At 71.4% G+C, this 24,585-nt stretch carries 23 protein-coding genes; 17 read left to right on the top strand and 6 right to left on the bottom strand.

Translation table 11 applies throughout. From position 1 onward, the window contains the following. Positions 1-88 precede the first annotated feature (88 nt). Both ACFY6S_RS04070 and galE read right to left on the bottom strand, forming a co-directional pair. Entirely contained in the window at positions 89-1,027 is a 939-nt protein-coding gene (locus ACFY6S_RS04070) for a cation diffusion facilitator family transporter (protein ID WP_388822512.1), read from the bottom strand. A 164-nt stretch (positions 1,028-1,191) separates the two neighbouring features. Beyond that, positions 1,192-2,184: a UDP-glucose 4-epimerase GalE gene (gene galE, locus ACFY6S_RS04065; RefSeq protein WP_388822509.1), complete on the bottom strand. Its 993-nt coding sequence runs from the start codon at positions 2,182-2,184 to the stop codon at positions 1,192-1,194. Between the two features lie 265 nt (positions 2,185-2,449). On the opposite strand from galE, the gene ACFY6S_RS04060 reads away from it, so the two are divergent. The 17 genes from ACFY6S_RS04060 (at position 2,450) to ACFY6S_RS03980 (ending at position 20,904) form a co-directional block, all read left to right on the top strand. After that, positions 2,450-4,381 carry a DUF5941 domain-containing protein gene (locus ACFY6S_RS04060; protein ID WP_388822933.1) on the top strand — a complete coding sequence of 644 codons (1,932 nt, stop codon included), beginning with the start codon at positions 2,450-2,452 and terminating at the stop codon, positions 4,379-4,381. Continuing rightward, on the top strand, positions 4,378-5,127 hold the full coding sequence (locus ACFY6S_RS04055) for a sugar phosphate nucleotidyltransferase (RefSeq protein WP_388822506.1): 750 nt from the start codon (positions 4,378-4,380) through the stop codon (positions 5,125-5,127). The genes ACFY6S_RS04060 and ACFY6S_RS04055 overlap by 4 nt, the downstream gene beginning before the upstream one ends. Next, the gene (locus ACFY6S_RS04050; RefSeq protein WP_388822503.1) at positions 5,115-6,176 is read left to right on the top strand and encodes an iron-containing alcohol dehydrogenase family protein; all 1,062 of its coding nucleotides are present in this window, start codon (positions 5,115-5,117) and stop codon (positions 6,174-6,176) included. The genes ACFY6S_RS04055 and ACFY6S_RS04050 overlap by 13 nt, the downstream gene beginning before the upstream one ends. Continuing rightward, positions 6,154-6,933 carry a CDP-alcohol phosphatidyltransferase family protein gene (locus tag ACFY6S_RS04045; RefSeq protein ID WP_365385678.1) on the top strand — a complete coding sequence of 260 codons (780 nt, stop codon included), beginning with the start codon at positions 6,154-6,156 and terminating at the stop codon, positions 6,931-6,933. The genes ACFY6S_RS04050 and ACFY6S_RS04045 overlap by 23 nt, the downstream gene beginning before the upstream one ends. Positions 6,934-6,977: 44 nt before the next feature. Beyond that, entirely contained in the window at positions 6,978-7,823 is an 846-nt protein-coding gene (locus ACFY6S_RS04040; RefSeq protein ID WP_388822931.1) for a glycosyltransferase family 2 protein, read from the top strand. 100 nt (positions 7,824-7,923) lie between these two features. Further along, complete coding sequence (locus ACFY6S_RS04035) at positions 7,924-8,853, top strand: ABC transporter permease (protein WP_388822499.1); 930 nt, start codon at positions 7,924-7,926, stop codon at positions 8,851-8,853. Next, positions 8,846-9,631, top strand: a complete 786-nt coding sequence (locus ACFY6S_RS04030) for an ABC transporter ATP-binding protein (RefSeq protein ID WP_388822496.1) — start codon at positions 8,846-8,848, stop codon at positions 9,629-9,631. Before ACFY6S_RS04035 ends, ACFY6S_RS04030 begins: the two co-directional genes overlap by 8 nt. 377 nt (positions 9,632-10,008) lie before the next feature. Beyond that, positions 10,009-10,929 (top strand): squalene synthase HpnC, encoded by a 921-nt coding sequence (gene hpnC, locus ACFY6S_RS04025; RefSeq protein ID WP_388822493.1) that lies wholly within the window; start codon positions 10,009-10,011, stop codon positions 10,927-10,929. Next, positions 10,926-11,876 carry a presqualene diphosphate synthase HpnD gene (hpnD, locus tag ACFY6S_RS04020; RefSeq protein WP_388822490.1) on the top strand — a complete coding sequence of 317 codons (951 nt, stop codon included), beginning with the start codon at positions 10,926-10,928 and terminating at the stop codon, positions 11,874-11,876. Before hpnC ends, hpnD begins: the two co-directional genes overlap by 4 nt. A 142-nt stretch (positions 11,877-12,018) precedes the next feature. Further along, the gene (gene hpnE / locus ACFY6S_RS04015; protein WP_388822487.1) at positions 12,019-13,410 is read left to right on the top strand and encodes a hydroxysqualene dehydroxylase HpnE; all 1,392 of its coding nucleotides are present in this window, start codon (positions 12,019-12,021) and stop codon (positions 13,408-13,410) included. Between the two features lie 53 nt (positions 13,411-13,463). After that, positions 13,464-14,522 (top strand): polyprenyl synthetase family protein, encoded by a 1,059-nt coding sequence (locus ACFY6S_RS04010; RefSeq protein WP_388822929.1) that lies wholly within the window; start codon positions 13,464-13,466, stop codon positions 14,520-14,522. Between the two features lie 134 nt (positions 14,523-14,656). After that, positions 14,657-16,672: a squalene--hopene cyclase gene (gene shc / locus ACFY6S_RS04005; protein ID WP_388822484.1), complete on the top strand. Its 2,016-nt coding sequence runs from the start codon at positions 14,657-14,659 to the stop codon at positions 16,670-16,672. After that, entirely contained in the window at positions 16,672-17,331 is a 660-nt protein-coding gene (locus ACFY6S_RS04000) for a 1-hydroxy-2-methyl-2-butenyl 4-diphosphate reductase (protein WP_388822481.1), read from the top strand. The genes shc and ACFY6S_RS04000 overlap by 1 nt, the downstream gene beginning before the upstream one ends. 5 nt (positions 17,332-17,336) lie before the next feature. Then, complete coding sequence (hpnH, locus tag ACFY6S_RS03995) at positions 17,337-18,356, top strand: adenosyl-hopene transferase HpnH (protein WP_388822478.1); 1,020 nt, start codon at positions 17,337-17,339, stop codon at positions 18,354-18,356. 211 nt (positions 18,357-18,567) lie between these two features. After that, positions 18,568-19,962, top strand: coding sequence for an aspartate aminotransferase family protein (locus tag ACFY6S_RS03990; RefSeq protein WP_388822475.1), 1,395 nt, complete (start codon positions 18,568-18,570; stop codon positions 19,960-19,962). A gap of 73 nt (positions 19,963-20,035) precedes the next feature. After that, complete coding sequence (locus ACFY6S_RS03985; RefSeq protein WP_388822472.1) at positions 20,036-20,659, top strand: helix-turn-helix domain-containing protein; 624 nt, start codon at positions 20,036-20,038, stop codon at positions 20,657-20,659. A gap of 23 nt (positions 20,660-20,682) precedes the next feature. Then, positions 20,683-20,904: a DUF6126 family protein gene (locus ACFY6S_RS03980; protein WP_388822469.1), complete on the top strand. Its 222-nt coding sequence runs from the start codon at positions 20,683-20,685 to the stop codon at positions 20,902-20,904. Between the two features lie 15 nt (positions 20,905-20,919). On the opposite strand, the gene ACFY6S_RS03975 is transcribed toward ACFY6S_RS03980, so the two are convergent. From ACFY6S_RS03975 to ACFY6S_RS03960, 4 genes are all read right to left on the bottom strand, one after another. Further along, positions 20,920-21,744 carry a tyrosine-protein phosphatase gene (locus ACFY6S_RS03975; RefSeq protein ID WP_388822466.1) on the bottom strand — a complete coding sequence of 275 codons (825 nt, stop codon included), beginning with the start codon at positions 21,742-21,744 and terminating at the stop codon, positions 20,920-20,922. Positions 21,745-22,016: 272 nt separating this feature from the next. After that, complete coding sequence (locus ACFY6S_RS03970) at positions 22,017-22,694, bottom strand: HAD-IA family hydrolase (protein WP_388822463.1); 678 nt, start codon at positions 22,692-22,694, stop codon at positions 22,017-22,019. Positions 22,695-22,708: 14 nt separating this feature from the next. Next, positions 22,709-23,362 carry a ribulose-phosphate 3-epimerase gene (locus tag ACFY6S_RS03965; RefSeq protein ID WP_388822461.1) on the bottom strand — a complete coding sequence of 218 codons (654 nt, stop codon included), beginning with the start codon at positions 23,360-23,362 and terminating at the stop codon, positions 22,709-22,711. Positions 23,363-23,397: 35 nt separating this feature from the next. Beyond that, positions 23,398-24,501, bottom strand: a complete 1,104-nt coding sequence (locus ACFY6S_RS03960; protein WP_388822458.1) for a DegT/DnrJ/EryC1/StrS family aminotransferase — start codon at positions 24,499-24,501, stop codon at positions 23,398-23,400. Positions 24,502-24,585 lie beyond the last annotated feature (84 nt).

Raw genomic sequence — 24,585 nt, 5'->3', positions numbered from 1 at the left:
CGCTTCGGGCCTCGACCGCCAAGTCTGCCGTACAAAAGCCCCGCGTCCGCGCTCCGGGGGTGTGGGCATGTCCGTTCGGCCGGGAGCGTCAGTGGCAGAGCCTCGCCTCGTGCTCCGCGTGCCCACCCGGCTCCAGCTGGAAGGTGCAGTGCTCGACGTCGAAGTGGTGGCCGAGGCATCCTTGCAGGTCGTGCAGCATCTTTTCGTGCCCCGCCGCGTCCAGGGACTCCTGGTCCACCACCACGTGCGCGGAGAGCACCGGCATCCCCGAGGTGATCGTCCAGACGTGCAGGTCGTGCACGTCCGCCACCCCGGGCAGCGCCAGCATATGCGCCCGCACCTCGCCCATGTCCACGTCCTTGGGAGCCGCCTCCAGCAGCACGTCGAGTGTCTCCCGGAGCAGCTTGAGCGTACGCGGGACGATCATGAGGCCGATCAGCAGGCCCGCGATCGGGTCGGCGGTCTGCCATCCCGTGGCCAGGATGATCCCGGCCGAGACCAGCACCGCGAGTGAGCCGAGGGTGTCGGCGAGGACCTCCAGATAGGCGCCGCGCACATTGAGACTGTCCTTCTGCCCGCGCGTCAGCAGGGACAGGGAGACGAGGTTGGCGGCCATCCCGATCAGGGCGAAGACGATCGTCAGCCCGCCCCTGGTCTCCGGCGGTGTGATGAAGCGGTCGACCGCCTCGTAGAGCAGGAAGCCGCCGACGCCGAGCAGCAGCAGGCAGTTCGCCAGCGCGGCGAGGATCTCGGCCCGCGCGTAGCCGAACGTGCGCTTCGCCGTGGCCGGGCGGCCCGCGAAGTGGATGGCCAGCAGCGCCATGCCGAGCCCCACCGCGTCCGTCGCCATGTGCGCGGCGTCGGCGAGCAGGGCGAGCGAGTCGGCGAGGAGGCCGCCGACCACCTCCACCACCATCACGGACAGCGTGATCGACAGCGCGATCAGCAACCGGCCCCGGTAGGCGGCGGTCGCGGTCCCCGCCGGTGGCGCTCCGTGCGTGTGTCCGTGGTTGTGCCCTGCCCCCATGAGGACGCCTCCCGACCGTCTGGGCGATCTGCCGACCCACGCTAGTGAACACCGGAGGGGGGTATCGGGCAACACGGGACTGAACACCGTTGTCAACTGCTCTGACCTGCGGAAATGATCGCAGGTCAGAGCGTCGCCAAGGTCACCCGTCCGGGGTGGGCGGATCAGCCGACGGAGGCCGCCGGATGGTGCAGCCGCCAGCCCGCCCACGCCGACTCGACCATCTCGCGCATCCCGCGACGGGCCGTCCAGCCCAGCTCCTCGGCGATCAGCCCGACCGAGGCGACCGCCCGGGCGGCGTCCCCCGGCCGCCGCGCCTCGACCACCGGCGGGGTGCGGTCGCCGGTGACCTCCGCCACCAGATCGGCCAGTTCGCGCACCGAGACCCCCTCGCCCCTGCCGATGTTGACCGTGAGGTCCGCCGGCTCCCCGGCGGCGTCGCTGTCGGCCAGCCGGCGCGCGGCGGCGAGATGCGCCTCGGCCAGATCCGCGACATGGATGTAGTCGCGGACACAGGTGCCGTCGGGCGTCGGATAGTCCGCCCCGAAGATCATCGGAGCCTCGCCCCGGCTGATCCGGTCGAAGAACATCGGGATGATGTTGAACACCCCCGTGTCGGACAGCTCCGGTTGGGCCGCCCCCGCCACGTTGAAGTACCGCAGGCAGCCGGTGGCGATGGCATGGGTCCGCCCGGTCGCCCGCACCAGCCACTCGCCCGCCAGCTTGGTCTCGCCGTACGGACTGATCGGCACCGCCGGGGTCCGCTCAGTGATCAACTCCACATCGGGCACCCCGTACACGGCCGCCGACGAGGAGAAGAGGAAGTGCCGGACATCCGCCGCCACCACGGCCTCCAGCAGCACCGTGAGCCCGTGCAGATTCTCCCGGTAGTAGAGCAGCGGCCGCTCCACGGACTCACCGACCCGCTTCTTGCCCGCCAGATGCACCACCCCGGTGACCCCGTGGTCCGCGAGCGTACGGTCGACGAGCCCCCGGTCCAGCAGCGAGCCCCGCACCAGCGGGATCTCCGGCGGCAGCCGCTCGGCGAAACCGGTGGACAGATCGTCGAGGACGACCACCCGCTCCCCCGACGCGGCCATCGACCGCGCCACATGTGCCCCGATATAACCCGCTCCGCCTGTGATCAGCCACGTCATGGGGCCACATTAGACGGCCGCTCCCGGCCACCGCCCGGGACGGCGGGCCCGCCCACCGGACGCGGTTTGTCGGACGCGCACCGATCGACAATGATGATCTCCGGCCGGGCGGTTCCCCGCCCGGACCATGGCGACCACGGCGTAAACAGCCGGTGAACTCCCCCTTCCGTTCATCCGATAGCCTCTGCCGACATGCCGCCCCCGCCCGGATCCCGGGCGGTGCCGCCGCGCCCCCAGCCCTGTCAGTGCCAAGGAGTGAGTTCGTCTGCCGACCGCCATCCTCGCCGGTTCTCCGGTACCCGGATCGTCGCTCGAAGACGATCTGCGGGCGCTGGGTTTCGACGTACGTACCGCGCCGGGCGCCACCGAGGCCCGGGAGCTGATCGCCTCCGCCCCCGCCGCCGAGCGGGTCGCCCTGGTCGACCCGCGCTTCGTCGGTCATCTCCACGCGCTGCGCCTCGCGCTGACCGACCCGCGATTCCCGGCCGCCGCCGTCCCCGGCGCTCTCACCGCCCAGCCCGAGGCGCGCCCCGCGCTGCTGCGCGCCCTGACCGGGCCGGCGGCCGAGGGGACCCCGGCGCCGACCGTCGCGGCCGCACCGCGCCCGGCCGCCGCCGCGGCGCCCGCCCGGCCGGGCACCGAACCGTCCGGCCCCGCACCGGAGTTCACCGGGACCCCGTACCCGGCCGGACAGGACCTCACCGACCGGGTCGCGCGGGCGCTCGACGCCGGCGGCACCGCGGTCGCCCGGCCGGAGCTGGGCTCGCTCGTCGCCGTCGTACCGGCGGACGCGGGCGCCAGGGAACAGGCCGCCGCCGCGGTCGCCGCCGTGGACGACGAGGCGGTGCGGCTGCGCTCCGCGGTCAAGGCGCGCGACGGCTTCTTCACCACCTTCTGCATCAGCCCGTACTCCCGGTACCTGGCCCGCTGGTGCGCCCGGCGCGGGCTGACCCCCAACCAGGTCACCACCGCCTCACTGGTCACCGCCCTGATCGCGGCGGCCTGCGCGGCCACCGGCAGCCGGGGCGGCTATGTCGCGGCCGGCGCCCTGCTGATCCTCTCCTTCGTCCTGGACTGCACTGACGGGCAGCTCGCCCGCTACTCGCTCCAGTACTCCACGATGGGCGCCTGGCTGGACGCCACCTTCGACCGCGCGAAGGAGTACGCGTACTACGCGGGCCTCGCGATCGGCGCGGCACGCGGCGGCGACGACGTATGGGCCCTGGCGCTCGCCGCGATGGTCCTCCAGAGCTGCCGGCACTTCGTCGACTTCTCGTTCAACGAGGCCAACGCCGACAGCACCACCGCGGCGGCCGACGGCAAGGCCGTGGTGGGCACGCCCACCTCCGCCCTCTCCAGCAGGCTCGACAGCGTCGGCTGGACGGTCTGGATACGCCGCATGATCGTGCTGCCGATCGGTGAGCGCTGGGCGATGATCGCCGTGCTCACGGCCCTCACCACGCCCCGGATCGTGTTCTACGCCCTGCTCGCCGGCTGCGCCTTCGCCGCCTGCTACACCACCGCCGGCCGGGTGCTGCGCTCGGTGACCCGCAAGGCCGTCCGTACCGACCGCGCCGCCGGGGCCCTCGCTGACCTGGCCGACTCCGGACCGCTCGCCGAGATCGTCGCGCGGGTGCTGCGCCACCCGGCCCGTGCGCTGCGCGGCCCGCTGCCGTTCCTGGTCGCGCTGTTCGGCGGCGCCGTGGTCGTCTGCGCCGCGGCCTTCGCGCACCTCGACAGCCCGGTGCTCGTTCTCGGCGCCCTGGTGTACGTCCTGACCTCGGGATTCGTCGTCGCCCGCCGGATGGGCGGCGCTCTCGACTGGCTGATACCGCCGGTCTTCCGGGCGACCGAGTACAGCACCGTCCTGATCTTCGGCTTCCGCGCCGACGTGCCCGGCGCCCTGCCCGCGGCGTTCGGGCTGGTGGCGGCGGTCGCCTACCATCACTACGACACGGTGTACCGGATCCGCGGCGGCGCCGGAGCCCCGCCCCACTGGCTCGTCCGGCTGCTCGGCGGACACGAGGGCCGTACGTTCCTGGTCGTCCTCGCCGCCTTCTTCGCGCCCGAACGCGACCTCCCGCCGGCCCTGACGGTGCTCGCCGTCGCCGTGGCGCTCATCGCGCTCGCGGAGTCCATCCGGTTCTGGGTGTCCTCCGGAGCCCCCGCCGTACACGACGAAGGAGAAACCGCATGATCGGCCTCGTACTCGCCGCCGGTGCAGGACGGCGTCTGCGCCCCTACACCGACACGCTGCCCAAGGCCCTCGTGCCGGTCGACCCGGCGGGGGAGGGCACCACCACCGTCCTCGACCTGACCCTCGGCAACTTCGCCGCGGTCGGGCTGACCGAGGCCGCCATCGTCGTCGGCTACCGCAAGGAAGCCGTGTACGAGCGCAAGGCCGCCCTGGAGGAGACGTACGGCCTCAAGCTCACCCTGATCGACAACGACAAGGCCGAGGAGTGGAACAACGCCTACTCCCTCTGGTGCGCCCGTGACGTCCTCGCCCGCGGGGTCATCCTCGCCAACGGCGACACCGTGCACCCCGTCTCCGTCGAGAAGGACCTGCTCGCCGCGCGCGGCGGGGGCCGCCGGATCATCCTCGCCCTCGACACGGTGAAGCACCTCGCCGACGAGGAGATGAAGGTCATTACGGACGGTGCGGGGGCCGTCACCCGGATCACCAAGCTGATGGACCCGGCCACCGCCACCGGCGAGTACATCGGCGTCACCCTGATCGAGCCCGAGGCCGCCGCCGACCTGGCCGACGCGCTGCGGACCACCTTCGAGAAGGACCCCGACCTCTACTACGAGGACGGCTACCAGGAGCTGGTCCACCGGGGCCTGACCATCGACGTGACGCCGATCGGCGACATCCCCTGGGTCGAGATCGACAACCACGCCGACCTCGCGAAGGGCCGTGAGATCGCGTGCCAGTACTGACCCGGCTCATCCCCTCGCCGGTCGTCGTGGACATCAGCTGCGGCGCCCTGGACGACCTCGCCGGGCTCCTCGCCGACCAGCGCATCTCCAGCTCCGGCCGGGTCGCCGTGGCGATCAGCAACGGTTCGGGGCAGTCGTTGCGCGAGCGCCTCGCGCCGGCCCTGCCGGGCGCCGACTGGTACCCGGTCCTCGACGGCACGATCGACTGCGCGGTCAAGCTGGCGGACGACATCAAGGGCAAGCGGTATGACGCCGTGGTCGGCCTCGGCGGCGGCAAGATCATCGACGTGACCAAGTACGCGGCGGCCCGGGTCGGGCTGCCCATGGTGGCCGTCGCGACCAACCTGGCGCACGACGGCCTCTGCTCGCCCGTCGCGACGCTCGACAACGACAACGGCCGCGGCTCGTACGGGGTCCCCACTCCGATCGCCGTGATCATCGACCTCGACGTGATCCGGGACGCCCCCGTCCGCTATGTCCGTTCCGGCATCGGCGACGCCATCTCCAACATCTCCTGCGTCGCCGACTGGGAGCTGTCCCGCCGGATCACCGGCGAGTCCGTCGACGGACTCGCCGCCGCGATGGCCCGCCAGGCGGGAGAAGCCGTCCTGCGCCACCCCGGCGGCGTGGGCGACGACGCCTTCCTCACCACGCTGGCCGAGGGGCTCGTCATGACGGGCATCTCGATGTCCGTCGCGGGCGACAGCCGCCCCGCCTCGGGCGCCTGCCACGAGATCAACCACGCCTTCGACCTCCTCTACCCGAAGCGCTCGGCGCCCCACGGCGAACAGGTCGGCCTCGGCGCCGCCTTCGCCATGCGGCTGCGCGGCGCCGAAGAGGAGTCACTGCTGTTCACCGAAGTGCTGCGGCGCCACGGGCTGCCCGTGCTGCCCGAGGAGATCGGCTTCACCGCCGACGAGTTCGTACGGGCCGTCGCCTACGCGCCGCAGACCCGTCCGGGCCGCTTCACCATCCTTGAGCACCTCGACCTGTCCACCGACCAGATCAGGGACGCGTACGCCGACTATGCCTCGACCCTCAGTAGCTGAACTCCGCCCGGTCGTCCACCCGGCAGGAGTGAAGGACCGGCGCAGTGGTGAGCACTGGGCCGGACGTATGTACATGCGGGAAATCTCGCTGCGCGTCGACCGGTACCTGGTGAACACACGGGTCACGCCCAACCAGCTGACGTATGTGATGACCGTCGCCGGTGCCCTCGCCGCCCCCGCCCTCCTGGTGCCGGGCATCACGGGCCCGCTGCTCGCCGTGCTGGCGGTCCAGCTCTATCTGCTGCTGGACTGCGTCGACGGGGAGATCGCCCGCTGGAAGAAGCAGTACTCGATGACCGGGGTGTACCTGGACCGGGTCGCCGCCTATCTGTGCGACGCCGCCGTTCTGGTCGGCTTCGGGCTGCGGGGCGCCGACCTGTGGGGCACCGGCCGGACCGACTGGCTGTGGGCCTTCCTCGGTACGCTCGCCGCCCTCGGCGCCATCCTGGTCAAGGCCGAGACCGACCTGGTCGGCGTCGCCCGTCATCAGCAAGGGCTCGCCCCGGTCAAGGAGTCGGCCTCCGAGCCGCGCTCGTCCGGTATGGCGCTGGCCCGCAGGGCCGCCGGGGCGCTCAAGTTCCACCGGCTCATCCTCGGTATCGAGGCGTCCCTGCTGATCCTGCTCCTGGCGATCCTGGACTCGGTCAGGGGAGACCTGTACTTCAGCCGCCTCGGCATCGCCGTCCTCGCCGGGATCGCGATCCTCCAGACGCTCCTGCACCTGGTCTCCATCCTGGCTTCCAGCAGGCTGAGGTGAGCGACCAGCGACCGGGTCCGACCCTCGGCGCGGTCATCATCACGATGGGTGACCGCCCCGAGGACCTGCGCGCCCTGCTCGACTCGGTCGCCCGGCAGGACGGCGACCCCATCGAGACCGTCGTGGTCGGCAACGGCGCGCCCGTGGGCGCCGTTCCCGCCGGGGTACGGACCGTCGAGCTGCCGGAGAACCTCGGCATCCCCGGCGGCCGCAACGTCGGCATCGAGGCGTTCGGCGCCGCCGGCTCCGATGTGGACGCCCTGCTCTTCCTCGACGACGACGGGCTGCTGGCCCGCACCGACACGGCCGAGCTGATCCGGGAGGCGTTCGCCGCCGACCCCGCCCTGGGCATCATCAGCTTCCGGATCGCCGACCCGCAGACCGGAATCACCCAGCGCCGCCACGTCCCCCGGCTGCGCGCCTCGGACCCGCTGCGCTCGTCGCGCGTGACGACCTTCCTCGGCGGGGCCAACGCCGTACGGACGAAGGTCCTCGCGGAGGTCGGGGCGCTGCCCGGCGACTTCTTCTACGCCCACGAGGAGACCGACCTCGCCTGGCGGGCCGTGGACGCCGGCTGGATGATCGACTACCGCGCCGACATGGTCCTGCTGCACCCGACCATGCCGCCGTCGCGGCACGCGGTCTACCACCGCATGGTCGCCCGCAACCGGGTGTGGCTGGCCCGGCGCAATCTGCCCGCGCCCCTCGTTCCCGGCTATCTCGGCACATGGCTGCTGCTCACTCTGGTCAGACGCCCCTCCGCGCCGGCCCTCAAGGCATGGTTCGCCGGGTTCCGGGAAGGCTGGGCCACACCGTGCGGCCCGCGCCGTCCCATGAAGTGGCGTACGGTGTGGCGGCTGACCCGGTTGGGCCGACCGCCCGTCATCTGACAAGCTCGGCTCTGAGAGCATCGGGCGTACTCCTCCCGGGGCGCGGGCCCCCCGCCCGCGCCCGACCGGCTGCGCATCTTGAACACGAAAGTTTCAACTTGTGAGTGACACAACCCAAGAGGGTGCGATCGCTGTGAGCGCCCCCCCTTCGCCCGACGACGGTCTGTCCTCGGCCGATCTCGCCGCCAAGTACGGGCTGGCGGTGAGCGGTGCCCGGCCAGGACTGCGGGACTACGTCCGGCAGCTGTGGGGCCGGCGCCACTTCATCCTCGCCTTCTCCCAGGCGAAGCTCACGGCCCAGTACAGCCAGGCGAAGCTGGGCCAGCTGTGGCAGGTGGCGACCCCGCTGCTGAACGCCCTTGTCTACTACTTGATCTTCGGTCTGATCCTCGGGACCAGGAAGGGCTTCAGCCAGGACGTCTTCATCCCCTTCCTGGTCACCGGCGTCTTCGTCTTCACCTTCACCCAGAACTCGGTGATGGCCGGGGTCCGGGCGATCTCCGGCAATCTCGGTCTGGTGCGGGCGCTGCACTTCCCCCGGGCCTCCCTGCCGGTCTCCTTCTCGCTCCAGCAGCTCCAGCAGCTGATGTACTCGATGATCGTCCTGGTCGTCGTGGCCGTCGGCTTCGGCAGCTACCCCCGGCTGAGCTGGCTGCTGGTGGTGCCCGCGCTGGCCCTCCAGTTCGTCTTCAACACCGGCCTCGCGCTGATCATGGCCAGGCTGGGCAGCAAGACCCCCGACCTGGCCCAGCTGATGCCGTTCATCCTGCGGACCTGGATGTACTCGTCGGGTGTGATGTTCTCCATCCCGGTCATGCTGGAGAAGAAGCCCGCCTGGATCGCCGACGTCCTTCAGTACAACCCGGCGGCGATCTACATGGATCTCGTCCGCTACGCGCTGATCGACGGTTACGGCTCGTCCAATCTGCCCGCGCACGTCTGGATGGTGGCGCTGGCATGGTCGGTGCTGCTGGGCGTCGCCGGCTTCGTGTACTTCTGGAAGGCTGAGGAGCGGTACGGCCGTGGCTGAGGAGAAGAACCAGGGACGGGTCCCCACCGTCATCGCCGACGACGTGCACATCGTGTACCGCGTCAACACCGGCGGCAGCGCGCGAGGCAGCGCCACCGCGGCTCTGAGCCGCATACTCCGGCGCGACAAGGGGGAGTCGCGCGGGGTCCGCAAGGTCCACGCCGTCCGGGGCGTCACCTTCACCGCGTACCGCGGCGAGGCGATCGGCCTGATCGGCACCAACGGTTCCGGCAAGTCGACGCTGCTGCGTGCCATCGCCGGCCTGCTCCCCGCCGAGAGCGGCAAGGTCTACACGGACGGCCAGCCGTCCCTCCTCGGGGTCAACGCCGCCCTGATGAACGACCTGACCGGCGAGCGCAACGTCATTCTCGGCGGCCTCGCCATGGGCATGACCCGCGAAGAGATCCGGGACCGCTACCAGTCGATCGTCGACTTCTCCGGCATCAACGAGAAGGGCGACTTCATCACCCTGCCGATGCGCACCTACTCCTCGGGCATGGCCGCGCGGCTCCGGTTCTCCATCGCCGCCGCCAAGGACCACGACGTCCTGATGATCGACGAGGCGCTGGCCACCGGCGACCGCCGGTTCCAGATCCGCTCGGAGCGGCGGATCAGGGAGCTGCGCAAGGAGGCGGGCACCGTCTTCCTGGTCAGCCACAGCAACAAATCGATCAGGGACACCTGCGACCGGGTGCTGTGGCTGGAGAAGGGCGAGCTGCTGATGGACGGCCCGACCGACGAGGTGCTCAAGGCGTACGAGAAGGAGACCGGCAAGTAGTTCCCGGCACGGCCCCGCCGCGGCCGTACGGCCCCCGCCGGATCGCCTCCGGCGGGGGCCTTGTGTCAAAAGCCGGTCAAGTCCATTGCGCCCGGGGAACGTTGAGGCGCGCGGCGGCGCTGCCCCGAGGGGCTCAACACCCCGAGGTGTTCCTCCTAGTTGTACAACGTAAGCTGTGCTGGGCCGATTCGCGGCAAGTGGGGCCATACCCACTGAGCACCCTGCCCGCCGCGCGGCCTTCCGCACTCGCCGCGACCGGCGGCGTGTCCGAAATGGGATGTATTGAGTCGGCAGTGTAGAACGGGAGATGTGACGGCAATGACGGAAGATCTCCAGCTCCGCGAGGATTCCGCCGTCCCCGTACCGGGCAGCGCGCGGTGACCGGCGACCCACGGGTGGACCCCGGCGGCTCCGCGCGTGCCACCCTGGACAAGGCCACGGAGGAGAACTTCCCCGTGGCCCCGTTCTTCCTGCCGCGCGCCTGGCGGGACGACCTGATGGCCGTGTACGGCTACGCCCGGCTGGTGGACGACATCGGCGACGGCGATCTGGCCCCCGGCGGCGCTGACGCCCGCCACCTCGGTGTGGACCCGGCGGCCGCCGACGACCGGACCGCGATGCTGGACGCCTTCGAGGCCGACCTGCGGCGCGTCTTCGACCCGACGGGCCCGGCCCCCGCGCACCCGCTGCTGCGCGGCCTGATCCCGACCGTACGGCGCTGCTCGCTCACCCCCGAGCCGTTCCTCGGCCTGATCGAGGCCAACCGCCAGGACCAGCTGGTCCGGCGCTACGAGACCTACGACGACCTGCTCGCCTACTGCGAGCTGTCCGCCAACCCGGTCGGCCGGCTCGTCCTCGGGATCACCGGCACCGCGAGCCCCGAGCGCGTCCGCCGCTCGGACGCCGTGTGCACGGCGCTCCAGATCGTCGAGCACCTCCAGGACGTGACCGAGGACCTGGGCCGTGACCGGATCTATCTGCCCGCCGAGGACATGAAGCGCTTCCATGTCACGGAAGCGGATCTGGCCGCGCCGAGCGCGGGCGCCTCGGTGCGCTCCCTCATCGCCTTCGAGGCCGAACGCGCCCGGTCGCTGCTGGACGAGGGCACGCCCCTGGTGGGCAGCGTCCGCGGCAGGCTGGCACTGCTGCTCGCCGGATTCGTCGCCGGAGGGCGCGCCGCCCTCGTCTCGATCGCGGCCGCCGGGCACGATGTGCTTCCCGGGCCGCCCAAACCCACCAAGCCGCGTCTGCTGCGCGAAGTGGGAGCTGTCCTGCGCAGCGCGCACAGAGAGGGATGAGCCGGAACATGGAGGGACAGACGCCCATGTCCGCACCGGTACTGGCGGCCTACAGCTACTGCGAGGCCGTCACCGGGCAGCAGGCCCGTAATTTCGCCTACGGGATCAGACTGCTGCCGACCGACAAGCGGCAGGCATTGTCCGCGATGTACGCGCTCGCCCGCCGGGTGGACGACATCGGGGACGGCACGCTCGCGCCCGCCGTCAAGCAGGCGCGGCTCGACGACACCCGCGCCCTGCTGGAGCGGGTCCGTGCGGGCGAGGTCGACGAGTACGACACGGACCCGGTCGCCGTGGCGCTCGCCGACGCGGCGCACCGCTTCCCGATCCCGCTCGGCGGGCTCGACGAGCTGATCGACGGCGTGCTGATGGACGTGCGCGGCGACACCTACGAGACCTGGGACGACCTCAAGGTCTACTGCCGCTGCGTCGCGGGCGCCATCGGCCGGGTCTCGCTCGGCGTGTTCGGCACCGTGCCCGGCGCGCCGGGGGCCGAGCGCGCCGCCGAGTACGCCGACACGCTGGGACTCGCCCTCCAGCTGACCAACATCCTCCGGGACGTACGGGAGGACGCGGGCAACGGGCGTACGTATCTGCCCGCCGACGACCTCGCCAAGTTCGGCTGCTCCGAGGGCTTCCACAGCGCCACCCCGGCCGCCGGAGCCGACTTCGCCGGGCTCGTGCACTTCGAGGTGCGCCGGGCGCGCGCCCTGTTCGCCGAGGGGCTGCGGCTGCTGCCCCTGCTCGACCGGCGCAGCGGTGCCTGCACGGCCGCCATGGCGGGGATCTACCGCAGGCTGCTCGACCGGATCGAGCGCGACCCGCTGGCCGTCCTGCGCGGCCGGGTCTCGCTGCCGGGCCACGAGAAGGCGTATGTCGCGGTGCGCGGCCTCTCCGGTCTCGACGCCAGGACCATCTCCCGGCAGGCCGTCAGGAGGCGCGGCTGATGCGGCACTCCGTGCGCGTCGCTCCCCGTTCCGCCCGCTGCCCCGCCCCCGCACTCTCATCGAACGCGCGTGCGTACCGGTGTCGCTCAACCTCGGATGCGCATGACGCGTCCCGGACTACGTCAGCTGTGGGAGGGAACGTATGAGGGCGACCGAGGACGGCACCGGGGCCCACCACGCGGTCGTGGTCGGGGCCGGGCTCGCCGGGATCACCGCCGCCCTCCAGCTCGCCGACGCGGGGGTGCGGGTGACACTCGTCGAGGGACGGCCGAGGCTCGGCGGTCTGGCCTTCTCCTTCCGCCGCGGCGACCTCGTCGTCGACAACGGCCAGCACGTCTATCTGCGCTGCTGCACCGCCTACCGGTGGTTCCTGGACCGGGTGGACGGCGCCGCGCTCGCGCCGCTCCAGGACCGGCTGGACGTCCCGGTGCTCGACATCGGCTCCGCCCGCGGGCCCCGGCTGGGACGGATCCGCCGGAGCGGGCTGCCCGTACCGCTGCACCTGGCCGCGGGGCTCGCCGCGTACCCGCACCTCTCGCTCGCCGAACGGGCTTCCGTCGGCCGCGCCGCGCTCGCCCTCAAACGGCTCGACCTCACCGATCCCGCCCTGGACGACACCGACTTCGCCACCTGGCTGAGCCGGCACGGCCAGTCCGCGCGGACCATCGAGGCGCTGTGGGACCTGGTCGGCGTGGCGACCCTCAACGCCACCGCGCCGCACGCCTCCCTCGGACTCGCCGCGATGGTCTTCAAGACCGGACTGCTCTCCGAGCCCGGCGCGGCCGACATCGGCTGGGCACGGGTCCCGCTCGGCGACCTGCATGACACCCTGGCACGCAAGGCGCTGGACTCGGCCGGGGTAAGGACCGAGCTGCGCACCCGGGTCGGCGCGGTCTCCCGGGCTCCCGGCGGCGGCTGGCACGTCGACCTCGCCGGCGAGCGGCTCGAAGCGGACGCCGTCGTCCTCGCCGTACCGCAGCGCGAGACGCACGACCTGCTGCCCGAGGGCGCGCTCGAACACCCCGGCAGGCTGCTGGAGATCGGCACCGCGCCGATCCTCAACGTCCATGTCGTCTACGACCGCCCGGTGCTCCGGCGCCCCTTCTTCGCCGCGCTCGGCACGCCCGTCCAGTGGGTCTTCGACCGCACCGACGCCTCGGGGCTGAAGGAGGGCCAGTACCTGGCGCTCTCCCAGTCGGTGGCCGACGACGACATCGACGCGCCCGTGTCGGAGCTGCGCACGCGCTACCTGCCCGAACTCGAACGTCTGCTGCCCGCCGCCCGGGGGGCGGAGGTACGGGACTTCTTCGTCACCCGCGAGCGCACCGCGACGTTCGCACCCACCCCCGGCGTGGGCAGGCTGCGGCCGGCCGCCCGCACCCGCGCCCCCGGCCTCTTCCTGGCCGGCGCGTGGACCGCCACCGGCTGGCCCGCGACCATGGAGGGCGCGGTACGCAGCGGCTTCAGCGCCGCCGGGGCGGCCCTCCGCGAACTCGGCCGCCGCCACGAACACCCTTTGCGGGAGGCGGCATGAGCCCGAGTACCGCACCAACGAGTACTGGAACAAGAGGAGAGACCGTGCCGACTGTGCCCCCGGCCAATCCCGCTGTCGACACCGAGGATGTCCACGCGCTGCTGGAGCGTGGGAGGAGCCTGTCCACGCCGGTGCTGCGCGCCGTCGTCGGCCGGCTCGCCACCCCCATGGACACCGTCGCGGCCTACCACTTCGGCTGGATCGACGCCGAGGGCCGGCCCGCCGAGGGCGACGGCGGCAAGGCGGTGCGCCCCGCGCTGTCGCTGCTCTCCGCCGAAGCGGCCGGAGCCACCGCCGAGACGGGCGTTCCCGCCGCCGTGGCCGTGGAACTCGTCCACAACTTCTCGCTGCTGCACGACGATCTGATGGACGGTGACGAGCAGCGCCGGCACCGCGAGACCGTATGGAAGGTGCACGGTCCCGCCCAGGCGATCCTGGTCGGTGACGCGCTCTTCGCGCTCGCCAACGAGGTGCTGCTGGAGATCGGCACCCCCGAGGCGGGCCGCGCGACCCGCCGGCTGACCACCGCCACCCGCAAGCTGATCGACGGTCAGGCCCAGGACATCTCCTACGAGCACCGCGAGCGGGTCACCGTCGAGGAGTGCCTGGAGATGGAGGGCAACAAGACCGGCGCCCTGCTGGCCTGCGCCGTCTCCATCGGCGCGGTCCTCGGCGGGGCCGACGACCGTACGGCCGACACGCTGGAGGCGTACGGCTACCACCTCGGCCTGGCCTTCCAGGCCGTGGACGATCTGCTCGGGATCTGGGGCGATCCCGAGGCCACCGGAAAGCAGACGTGGAGCGATCTGCGCCAGCGCAAGAAGTCGCTTCCCGTCGTCGCCGCGCTCGCCGCGGGCGGCCCCGCGTCCGAACGGCTCGGCGAACTGCTGGCCGCCGACGCGAAAAGCAATGATTTCGAGACCTTTTCCGAGGAAGAGTTCGCCACCCGCGCGGCGTTGATCGAGGAAGCTGGTGGCCGCGAGTGGACCTCTCAGGAGGCCCGCAGGCAGCACGCGACCGCCATCGAGGCTCTTGATGGTGTGGACATGCCGGAAAAGGTCAGGGCGCAGCTCGTCGCGCTCGCCGACTTCGTCGTCGTACGGAAGAGATGATCACGATTCCCTTATGCCTCCTCACCTGGTGATGACCCCCATATCCCGAGCAGTCGCCGTCCGCCGCCCTTGACAGCGCCGGACGACGGAGACCCCAGCACAGCAGAAGCACACCACTGCACGAAGGGGAAGCCATGACAGCGACGACCGACGGAAGCACCGGGGCCGTGGGACCCCGCGCACCTTCGGGCAACGGAACCACCGACACCACCGTGTCCGCGCCGGGCGGTGACCCGATCAGGGTCGCCGCCGAGCGGGCCGCCGCACGATCCGTCGAGCATCTGCTCGGCCGGCAGGACGCCCAGGGATGGTGGAAGGGCGACCTCGCCACCAATGTGACGATGGACGCCGAGGACCTGCTGCTGCGTCAGTTCCTCGGAATCCTGGACACCCGCACCGCCCGGGACGCGGCTCTCTTCATCCGGGGCGAGCAGCGCGCCGACGGCACCTGGGCCACCTTCCACGGCGGCCCCAGCGACCTCTCCGCCACCGTCGAGGCCTATGTCGCCCTGCGGCTGGCGGGGGACGGGCCCGACGACCCGCACATGGCACGCGCCGCCCAGTGGGTACGGGAACACGGCGGAACCGCCGGGAGCCGGGTCTTCACCCGGATCTGGCTGGCCCTCTTCGGCTGGTGGAGATGGGACGACCTCCCCGAACTCCCCCCGGAACTGCTCTTCCTGCCCAAGTGGTTCCCGCTCAACATCTACGACTTCGGCTGCTGGGCCCGGCAGACCATCGTGCCGCTGACCATCGTCTCGGCCAAGCGCCCGGTACGGCCCGCGCCCTTCGCCCTCGACGAACTGGCCGCCGCCCCGGCCCCCGCCGCCCGGCGCGCCCGGCCGGCCCCGGTGACCAGCTGGGACGGCGTCTTCCAGCGGCTCGACAAGGCCCTGCACGTCTACCACCGCTTCGCGCTCCGAAGACTGCGCGCGAGCGCCATGAACGCCGCCGCGCGCTGGATCATCGAGCGCCAGGAGAACGACGGCTGCTGGGGCGGGATCCAGCCGCCCGCCGTGTACTCGGTGATCGCCCTGCACCTGCTCGGATACGACCTCGACCACCCCGTCATGCGCGCGGGACTCGAATCCCTCGACCGGTTCGCCGTGCGCCGCGAGGACGGCGCCCGGATGATCGAGGCATGCCAGTCCCCGGTCTGGGACACCTGCCTCGCCACCATCGCCCTCGCCGACGCGGGACTCAGCCCCGACCACCCGGCGCTGGTCAAGGCGGCCGACTGGATGCTCGGCGAACAGATCGTGCGCCCCGGCGACTGGGCGGTGCGCAGACCCGGGCTCACGCCGGGCGGCTGGGCGTTCGAGTTCCACAACGACAACTACCCCGACATCGACGACACCGCCGAGGTCATCCTCGCGCTGCGCCGGGTCGCGCACCCCGACACCGCGCGACTGCACGCGGCGATCGAGCGCGGCGTCGGCTGGAATCTGGGCATGCAGTCCAGGAACGGGGCGTGGGGCGCCTTCGACGCCGACAACACCAGCCCGTTCCCCAACCGGCTGCCGTTCTGCGACTTCGGCGAGGTCATCGACCCGCCGTCCGCCGATGTCACCGCCCATGTCGTGGAGATGCTCGCCTACGAGGGCAAGGCCCACCACCCCGGCACCCGGCGCGGAGTCGAGTGGCTCCTCGCCGAACAGGAGACCTTCGGCGGCTGGTTCGGGCGCTGGGGCGTCAACTACGTATACGGCACGGGCTCGGTGGTCCCCGCGCTGACCGCGGCGGGGCTGCCCTCCTCCCACCCCGCGATCCGGCGTGCCGTGTCCTGGCTCGAATCCGTCCAGAACGAGGACGGCGGCTGGGGCGAGGACCTGCGCTCGTACCGCGACGAGCAGTGGATCGGCCACGGCGCCACGACCGCCTCCCAGACCGCCTGGGCGCTGCTCGCGCTCCTCGCGGCCGGGGAGCGGGAGAGCAGGGCCGTCGAGCGGGGCGTCGCCTGGCTCGCCGGGACCCAGCGGGAGGACGGGTCCTGGGACGAGCCGTACTTCACCGGGACCGGGTTCCCCTGGGACTTCTCGATCAACTACCACCTCTACCGGCAGGTCTTCCCCCTTACGGCCCTCGGCCGGTACGTCCACGGAGAGCCCAAGGCCCTCACCGCCCTCGCCGGTACGCGCAAGGGGAGCTGATGGCGCGGTCCTCGGGGCCGTCGCCCCGTCCCGCTCCGCCCACCTCGCTCCTGATCGCCTGCGCCCTGTCGATCGAACGCCTCGCCCTGCGCGGTGGCCGGGGCGAGGCGGCCGGACCGGTGACCGTGGTGCGTACGGGCATGGGGCCCGGGAACGCCGAGCACGCCGTGGCGCGCGTGCTCGGGGAGCCCGCGCACCGGGACGCGGCCGTCATCGCGTCCGGATTCTGTGCCGGGCTCGCCCCCGGGATGAGGCCGGGCGATCTGATCGTCGCCGAGGAGACCAGGGGCCCGCGGTCCACCATCACCTGCACGGGGACGGGGCTGCTCGTCGACGCTCTGGCCAGGGCCGTCCCCGGGCGCACCGTCCACACCGGCCCGCTGACCGGCTCCGACCACCTGGTACGGGGCCGGCAGCGGGCCGCGCTGCGCTCCACCGGGGCACTCGCGGTGGACATGGAGTCGGCCGCGACGCTCCACGCCGCGCTCGCGTCCGGCCCCCGCCCGGTTGCGGCCGTCCGGGTGATCGTGGACGCTCCAGAGCATGAGCTCATCCGTATTGGCACAGTGCGCGGTGGAATATCAGCCTTTCGCGTTCTTCGTGCCGTCCTTCCCGCTTTTCATGAATGGCACCGTTCTTTGCTGCTCCCCAGGAGGTGAGCTAGATGGCCATGCCGCTCCGTCAGACCATCAGGGTCGGGACGTATCTCTTCGAACAGAAGCTGCGCAAGCGTGAGAAGTTTCCGCTCATTGTCGAGCTGGAACCCCTCTTCGCCTGCAATCTGGCCTGCGAGGGCTGCGGAAAGATCCAGCACCCCGCCGGGGTCCTGAAACAGCGCATGCCCGTCGCCCAGGCCGTCGGCGCGGTGCTGGAGTCCGGCGCGCCGATGGTCTCCATCGCCGGTGGCGAGCCGCTGATGCATCCGCAGATCGACGAGATCGTCCGTCAGCTGGTGGCCAAGAGGAAGTACGTCTTCCTCTGCACCAACGCCATGCTCATGCGCAAGAAACTGGAGAAGTTCACCCCCTCGCCGTACTTCGCCTTCGCCGTGCACATCGACGGGCTGCGTGAGCGGCACGACGAGTCCGTGGCCAAGGAGGGGGTGTTCGACGAGGCGGTGGCGGCCATCAAGGAGGCCAAGCGCCGCGGCTTCCGGGTCACCACCAACTCCACTTTCTTCAACACCGACACACCGCAGACGATCATCGAGGTGCTCAACTACCTCAATGACGAACTGAAGGTGGACGAGATGATGATCTCGCCCGCCTACGCCTACGAGAAGGCCCCCGACCAGGAGCACTTCCTGGGTGTCGAGCAGACCAGGGAGCTGTTCAGGAAGGCGTTCTCCGGCGGCAACAGGGGGCGCTGGCGGCTGAACCACTCGCCGCTGTTCCTGGACTTCCTCGAAGGCAAGGCCGACTTCCCGTGCACGGCGTGGGCCATCCCCAACTACTCCCTCTTCGGCTGGCAGCGGCCCTGCTATCTGATGAGCGACGGGTATGTGCCGACGTACCGGCAGCTCGTCGAGGAGACCGACTGGAGCAAGTACGGCCGCGGCAAGGACCCGCGCTGCGCCAACTGCATGGCGCACTGCGGCTACGAGCCGACGGCGGTCCTGGCCACCATGGGCTCGCTGAAGGAGTCCCTGCGGGCGGCTCGTGAGACGGTCGTCGGGACACGCTGACGTCATGCCTCCCGGGGGCACCGGCCGTGCCGGGCCTCCGGGTGCCACCGGCCCGGCCGGCCGCGACGCGCCGTTTCCGGCGCCGCGGCCGGCCGGCGCCGGTGGCGGTCGCCGGGGGCGCGGCCGGGGCCGCCCACCGGCGCCGCCGGACTCGCCCCGGTGGAGATCGCGGGACGGACCGGCATCGCCCTCGGCCCCAAGGAGACAAGGAATGACGACCGAACCCAAGGGCTTCGACCTGGGAAGGCTCCTCGCGGAACGGGGCGCCGAACGCTACGAGCTGCACACCAGGCACCTCAACCATCAACTCCCGCGCATGCTGCGGACGATCGGCTTCGACCGGGTCTACGAGCGGGCCGAGGGCGCCTACTTCTGGGACGAGGACGGCAACGACTACCTGGACATGCTGGCCGGTTTCGGCGTGATGGGTCTCGGCCGGCACCATCCCGTCGTACGCAAGGCCCTGCACGACGTCCTCGACGCCTCGCTCGCCGACCTCACCCGCTTCGACTGCCAGCCGCTGCCCGGACTCCTCGCCGAGAGACTCCTCGCCCACAGCCCCCATCTCGACCGGGTGTTCTTCGGCAACAGCGGCACGGAAGCCGTCGAGACGGCCCTCAAGTTCGCCCGGTACGCCACCGGCAGGCCGAGGATTCTCTACTGCGCGCACGCCTTCCACGGGCTGACCACCGGCTCGCTCTCGGTCAACGGGGAGGACGGCTTCCGCGACGGATTCGCGCCACTGCTGCCCGATACGGCGATCCCCCTCGGCGATCTCGACGCCCTGGAAAGGGAGTTGAAGCGGGGGGACGTCGCCGGATTCGTGGTCGAGCCGATCCAGGGCAAGGGCGTGCGCGAAACACCGCCGGGCTTTCTGCGCGCGGCCCAGGAACTCCTGCACCGCCACAAAGCGCTGCTCATCGTGGACGAGGTGCAGACCGGCCTCGGCAGGACCGGCGACTTCTACGCGTACCAGCACGAGGAAGGCGTCGAGCCGGACCTCGTCTGCGTGGCGAAGGCGCTCTCCGGCGGCTATGTGCCGGTCGGCGCGACCCTCGGCAAGGACTGGATCTTCAAGAAGGTCTACTCCTCGATGGACCGGGTGCTGGTCCACTCCGCGAGCTTCGGCTCGAACGCCCAGGCCATGGCGGCGGGTCTGGCCGTCCTCGCCGTGATGGAGGACGAGCGGACCGTCGCGAACGCTCGGGCCACCGGGGAGCTGCTCAGGACCCGGCTGGCCGCGCTCGTCGACCGCTACGAGCTGCTGCACGAGGTGCGCGGCCGGGGCCTGATGATCGGCATCGAGTTCGGGCGTCCCGACTCGATCAAGCTGCGCGGCCGGTGGACCATGCTCCAGGCCGCCCGCAAGGGACTCTTCGCGCAGATGGTGGTCGTACCGCTGCTCCAGAAGCACCGGATCCTCACCCAGGTCTCCGGCGACCATCTGGAGGTGATCAAACTGATCCCGCCACTGATCATCGGGGAGCGGGAGGTCGACCGCTTCGTGGCCGCCTTCACGGCGGTGATGGAGGACGCCCACGGCGGCGGCGGGCTCATGTGGGACTTCGGGAAGACCCTGGTGAAGCAGGCGGTCGCCAACAGATAGCGGTGGGTATATAAATTTTTGCCTCTGGGGCAAGGAATTTGCCCCAGAGGAAAGTAGCTGGCGCAATGGAGGTATGAGCCCACCTCCCGCCGGAGGGGCGTCCGACGGACCCCCCGACCAGCTGCCCGACGTCGCACCCCGCCTGCGTGAGCTGCGCCGGGGCCGGCGGCTCACGCTGGAGGCCGCGGCCCGGCGGGCGGGGCTCTCGCCGGCCCATCTGTCCCGTCTGGAGACGGGGCACAGGCAGCCTTCGCTGCCCATGCTGCTCGGGCTGGCCCGCATCTACGGTACGACGGTCTCCGAACTCCTCGGGGAGCTGCCGCCGGAGCACGACCCCATCGTCCGGGGCGACCGGATGGAACCCGTGGCGGCCGACGGCTGGACGTACCACCAGGCCGGCGCGCCCGGCAGGGCGATGCAGCCGCTCCGGCTCCGGGTGCCGTACGGGGCGCAGGGCGACCTCGTCCGCGTACACCCGGGGGAGGAGTGGCTCTATGTCCTCCAAGGGCAGCTGAGGCTGAGTCTCGGGGACACCACGCATGTGCTCGGCCCCGGGGACAGCGCCCACTTCGACTCGCTCACCCCGCACCGGATCGCCGCGGCCGGCCCCGAGGGGACCGAGCTGCTCTTCGTCCACACCCTGCTGCAAAGCCCCTCCGCCGATCTGTGCCTCGGCGGAGGAACCCACCGCCGCTGACCTGCCGAGAGAGGTCCTTCACCATGTCGGAGACAGAGAAGACCGCACCGTCGGCGGAACCCGCGGAACCCCTCGGACCGGAAAGCCCGGCGGCCGGCGCGCCCCCTCGTGCGCCGGACCGGGTGATGGACGAGGAGAAGACGTTCCCCATGGGGCTGGTCATCCGGCTCTTCGCCTATCTGGTGGCGGGCCATGTCCTGGCCTTCTTCCTCTACCTGCTCTTCACCGTGGGAGCCAAGGGGTAGCGGGCCGGGGCGCTGTCAGCCGTCGCCGCGGCCGTCGTCGAGGAGCCGGCCGCGCAGCCGCTCGCGCGTCTCCGGGGCGAGCCTGAGCCCCTCGGTCAGATAGCGCTCGGTGCTTCCCCAGGTCTTCCGGATGCTCTCGAACGCGGCGGCGAGGTACTCGGCGCGCGCGTCGAAGAGCGGGCCGAGCAGCTCCATCACCTCCGGCCCGGCCCCGGCCGGGGAGTCGGCGCCGCGCCGGACCCGGTAGCGGCGCGCGGGATCGTTCGACAGCAGGTAGTCGGCCTCGATCGCGTCGGGCTCCACCCCCACGGCCAGCAGGGTCACCGCGACGGACAGTCCGGCGCGGTCCTTGCCCGCCGCGCAGTGCATCAGCGCGGGGACGGCCTCCTCGGCGAGCGCGTGCAGCACCCGGCTGTGCTCGTCGGTGCGCTCCGTGATGATCGTCCGGTACGACGCGGTCATCCGGGCCGCCGCCTTCCCCTCGGCGAGCAGCGAGCGCAGCTGGTCGAGGTCGCCGTCCCGGACCATCCGCCAGAACTCCGCCCCGTCGGCCGGGTCGGAGAGCGGGATGTTCACGTGGCGCACCCCGGGCAGCTCGACATCCTCGCCGTCCAGCTTCAGATCGGCCGCGTTGCGGAAGTCGAACACCGTGTGCAGCCCGAGGCCCGCGAGGAACGCCGCGTCGGTGGCGGTGGCGTGGGCGAGGTGGCCGCTGCGGAAGAGGACACCGCCGCGCACCCGCCTGCCGTCCGTGGTCGGCAGACCGCCCACGTCGCGGAAGTTGCGCACACCGGACAGCTGGGGCTCTGTCGACGGGACTTGCGGAAGCTGCTGCGTCACGGCGTGCTCCTCCGTGTCTGCCGCCGGCGCGGCTCGCCGGCGAAGTCGACTCCCGACCTTACGACATCCGTTCGATGCTGATCAGGGGTAACGCCCCTGTTCCCGTACAGCGGCGGTCGGGTGGCGCGGAGCTTTCAGTGAACATCGGGCAGCGGTGGTGGTCTTCCGATCCTCGCTCCGGTTCCGGAGTGGGACCTGGGCTCCGGTCCTGGCCGGAGCCCAGGCAATGTGCGTGGGCGTCACCAGGGGTGGTCGCTCGGGTCAGGTCCTGTTCATGCGATCTTGGGATCGAAGGACGTGATCCCGACGGTGACTCCGTTGCGGCCCGGGGTCTGCTGGAACCGCACCTGTGACAGGTCCCGCACCGCAGCGTCGGCCTCCAGGAGCTGCTCGGCACGATGGGTGGTGCACAGGGCCACGACCTGTGTGCCCGCGGCCCGGGCGGCCTCGATACCAGCCGGCGCGTCCTCGAACACCAGGGCCCGGGCCGGGTCGACACCGACCCTTGAGCAGCCGAGCAGGTAGCCGTCGGGGGCCGGCTTTCCCCGCCGCAGCTCGTCGGCCGTGACCATGACGCTCGGTGGGATGATGCCGGCGAGCGAGAGCCGGGCTGTGGCGACCGGCAGGGTGCAGGCGGTCACCACCCCCCAGGCGACCTCGGCCCGGGTCAGCTCCTCTGTCGCCGCCACCGCTCCGGGCTCTGCCCTCACCTCGGCGATATGGCGCTCCTCCAGCGCGTCGATCTCCGCCGCGGCCTCCTCGGTGGCCAGGTGGGGGGCGGCCGCCCTGATGTGGTCGAGGGTGGTGCGGCCGTGACCGAGGGCGAAGGTCCGCTCGGCGTCGAGGCCGTTGCGTTCTGCCCACCGGAACCAGGCACGGGCGACGCACCGCGAACTGTCCACCAGTACGCCGTCCAGGTCGAACAAGATCGCCTCTGTCGTGAGCAGCATGCGGTGCCGTCCTGTCAGATCGCGGCGTGCAGGGCGGCGAAGGCCGCCGCCGCGTCACCATGGGTGGATTTGAACACGGCGGAGGCCGCGACCAGCACGTCGGCACCCGCCTCGGCCAGTTCCTTGATCCTCGCTTCCTTGATCCCGCCGTCGGCGACGATTTTCACCGACGGGAGTCCCCGCCCGTCCAGCAGGGCACGCAGCCGCTTGATCTTGTCCAGGGTCGCCGGGAGGAAGGTGCTGGTGCCGGGATTGCATGTCATCACCATGACCTGGGAGACCCGGTCCAGCACTTCTTCCACCGCGCTGAGCGGTGTGGCCGGATTGACGACAACCCCTCGGCCGACACCGGCCGCGGCCAGCTGCTCCAAGCAGATCGAGAGGTGCTGGGTGCTCTCCACGTGAACCGACACGGTCTCCACCCCGATGTCGGCCAGGTCGTCGAGGAGGCGTTCGGGACCCTGCACCTGGAGGTGGACGTCGAGGGGGAGGGCCGTGCGCTTCCGGACCGCCCGGACGGTGTTGAGCCCGAAACTGATGTCGCGGACGAAATTGCCGTCCATCACGTCCAGGTGCAGGAGTTCCACCGGGGCACGCTCGACATCGCTGATGGCGTCGGCCAGGGCCAACGGGTCCGCGCCGAGCAGCGCGGGTGCGATCGTGGTCATGTCTGCTCCATTCCTGCCGAGGATCAGTCGGCGGTCTACGGACGAGGAGACGTCGTCGCCTCGACCAGCGTCTGCGCTACGTACGTGATCTCCTCGTCGGTGAGGTTGGGCCGGACCGGGAGGCACATGGTGTGGTCGGCCTGTGCCTGGGCGTGGGGGTAGGACGTGCCCAGGTCCAGATCGGCGAAGGCCGGTTGACGGTGGATCGGGACCGGGTAGCGCACGACGGCCTGCACGCCGCGCTCGGTGACGTCCGCCAGTACGCGGTCGCGGTCCCGCACGGAGACCTGGTAGAGGTGGAAGACATGGCGGTCGCCGGCCGGTGGTGTCGCGGTCACGGCGGTGCCGTCGAACGCCTTCGCGTACCGGTCGGCGACGGACGCCCGGCGGGCGTTCCAGTCGTCCAGCAGGTCGAGCTTCGCGTCCAGCACCAGTGCCTGTACGGAGTCCAGCTTCGAGTTGCAGCCGCGTTCGACGTGCTCGTTCTGGGCGCGCTGCCCAAGGCCCCGCAGCACTCGGACACGGCGGTCGATCGCGGCGTCGTCGGTGACGATCGCGCCGCCGTCGCCGGCGGCCGCGAGGTTCTTGCTCGGGTGGAAGCTGAAGCATCCGACGTGGCCGAACCCGCCCACCCGTCGGCCGTTCCACCGTGCGCCGACCGCCTGGGCGCAGTCCTCCACCACGGCCAGACCGTGCCGTCGGGACACGGCTTCGACGCGTCCCATGTCCACCGCCTGCCCGAACATGTGGACGACGAGCACCGCGCGGGTGCGGCTCGTCACGGCCGATTCCAGCTGGGAGAGGTCCATCAGATAGGTGTCGGGCTCGCAGTCCACCAGCACGGGACGCGCACCTACGGCGGTCACGGCGAGGACGGAGGCGTGGAAGGTGTTGGCCACGGTGACGACCTCGTCACCCGGGCCGATGTCCAGCGCGCGGAGCGCCAGGACGATGGCGTCCGTGCCGCTGTTCACTCCGATCGCGTGGGCGACCGAGTTGTAGGCGGCGAATCGTTCCTCGAACCGGGCGACGGCGGGTCCGAGTACGTAGTCGCCCTTCAGCAGCAGGGCCCGTATCCGGTCGGTGAGTCCGTCCAGGTCGTCGAACTGATCACGGTAGTCGTACTTGGTGACGATCACGGTGAGCTCCGCAGGTCGTGGAACGGGGGACACTCCGAGACGCCGTGCGGCGGGCGGGGTGCCGTCGGGGGAGGGGGCAGGCTC

It is taken from the genome of Streptomyces sp. NPDC012835 (assembly GCF_042900885.1).
Classification (GTDB): Bacteria; Actinomycetota; Actinomycetes; order Streptomycetales; family Streptomycetaceae; genus Streptomyces.
This window is presented reverse-complemented; position numbering and strand designations above follow the sequence as displayed.

What these genes read in the sequence shown, in the direction of transcription:
- ACFY6S_RS04070 (WP_388822512.1), bottom strand. Translation starts at nt 1,027, where the DNA reads ATGGGGGCAGGGCACAACCACGGACACACGCACGGAGCGCCACCGGCG.
- galE (WP_388822509.1), bottom strand. Translation starts at nt 2,184, where the DNA reads ATGACGTGGCTGATCACAGGCGGAGCGGGTTATATCGGGGCACATGTG.
- ACFY6S_RS04055 (WP_388822506.1), top strand. Translation starts at nt 4,378, where the DNA reads ATGATCGGCCTCGTACTCGCCGCCGGTGCAGGACGGCGTCTGCGCCCC.
- ACFY6S_RS04045 (WP_365385678.1), top strand. Translation starts at nt 6,154, where the DNA reads ATGCCTCGACCCTCAGTAGCTGAACTCCGCCCGGTCGTCCACCCGGCA.
- ACFY6S_RS04040 (WP_388822931.1), top strand. Translation starts at nt 6,978, where the DNA reads ATGGGTGACCGCCCCGAGGACCTGCGCGCCCTGCTCGACTCGGTCGCC.
- hpnD (WP_388822490.1), top strand. Translation starts at nt 10,926, where the DNA reads ATGAGCCGGAACATGGAGGGACAGACGCCCATGTCCGCACCGGTACTG.
- hpnE (WP_388822487.1), top strand. Translation starts at nt 12,019, where the DNA reads ATGAGGGCGACCGAGGACGGCACCGGGGCCCACCACGCGGTCGTGGTC.
- shc (WP_388822484.1), top strand. Translation starts at nt 14,657, where the DNA reads ATGACAGCGACGACCGACGGAAGCACCGGGGCCGTGGGACCCCGCGCA.
- ACFY6S_RS04000 (WP_388822481.1), top strand. Translation starts at nt 16,672, where the DNA reads ATGGCGCGGTCCTCGGGGCCGTCGCCCCGTCCCGCTCCGCCCACCTCG.
- hpnH (WP_388822478.1), top strand. Translation starts at nt 17,337, where the DNA reads ATGGCCATGCCGCTCCGTCAGACCATCAGGGTCGGGACGTATCTCTTC.
- ACFY6S_RS03990 (WP_388822475.1), top strand. Translation starts at nt 18,568, where the DNA reads ATGACGACCGAACCCAAGGGCTTCGACCTGGGAAGGCTCCTCGCGGAA.
- ACFY6S_RS03985 (WP_388822472.1), top strand. Translation starts at nt 20,036, where the DNA reads ATGAGCCCACCTCCCGCCGGAGGGGCGTCCGACGGACCCCCCGACCAG.
- ACFY6S_RS03980 (WP_388822469.1), top strand. Translation starts at nt 20,683, where the DNA reads ATGTCGGAGACAGAGAAGACCGCACCGTCGGCGGAACCCGCGGAACCC.
- ACFY6S_RS03970 (WP_388822463.1), bottom strand. Translation starts at nt 22,694, where the DNA reads ATGCTGCTCACGACAGAGGCGATCTTGTTCGACCTGGACGGCGTACTG.
- ACFY6S_RS03965 (WP_388822461.1), bottom strand. Translation starts at nt 23,362, where the DNA reads ATGACCACGATCGCACCCGCGCTGCTCGGCGCGGACCCGTTGGCCCTG.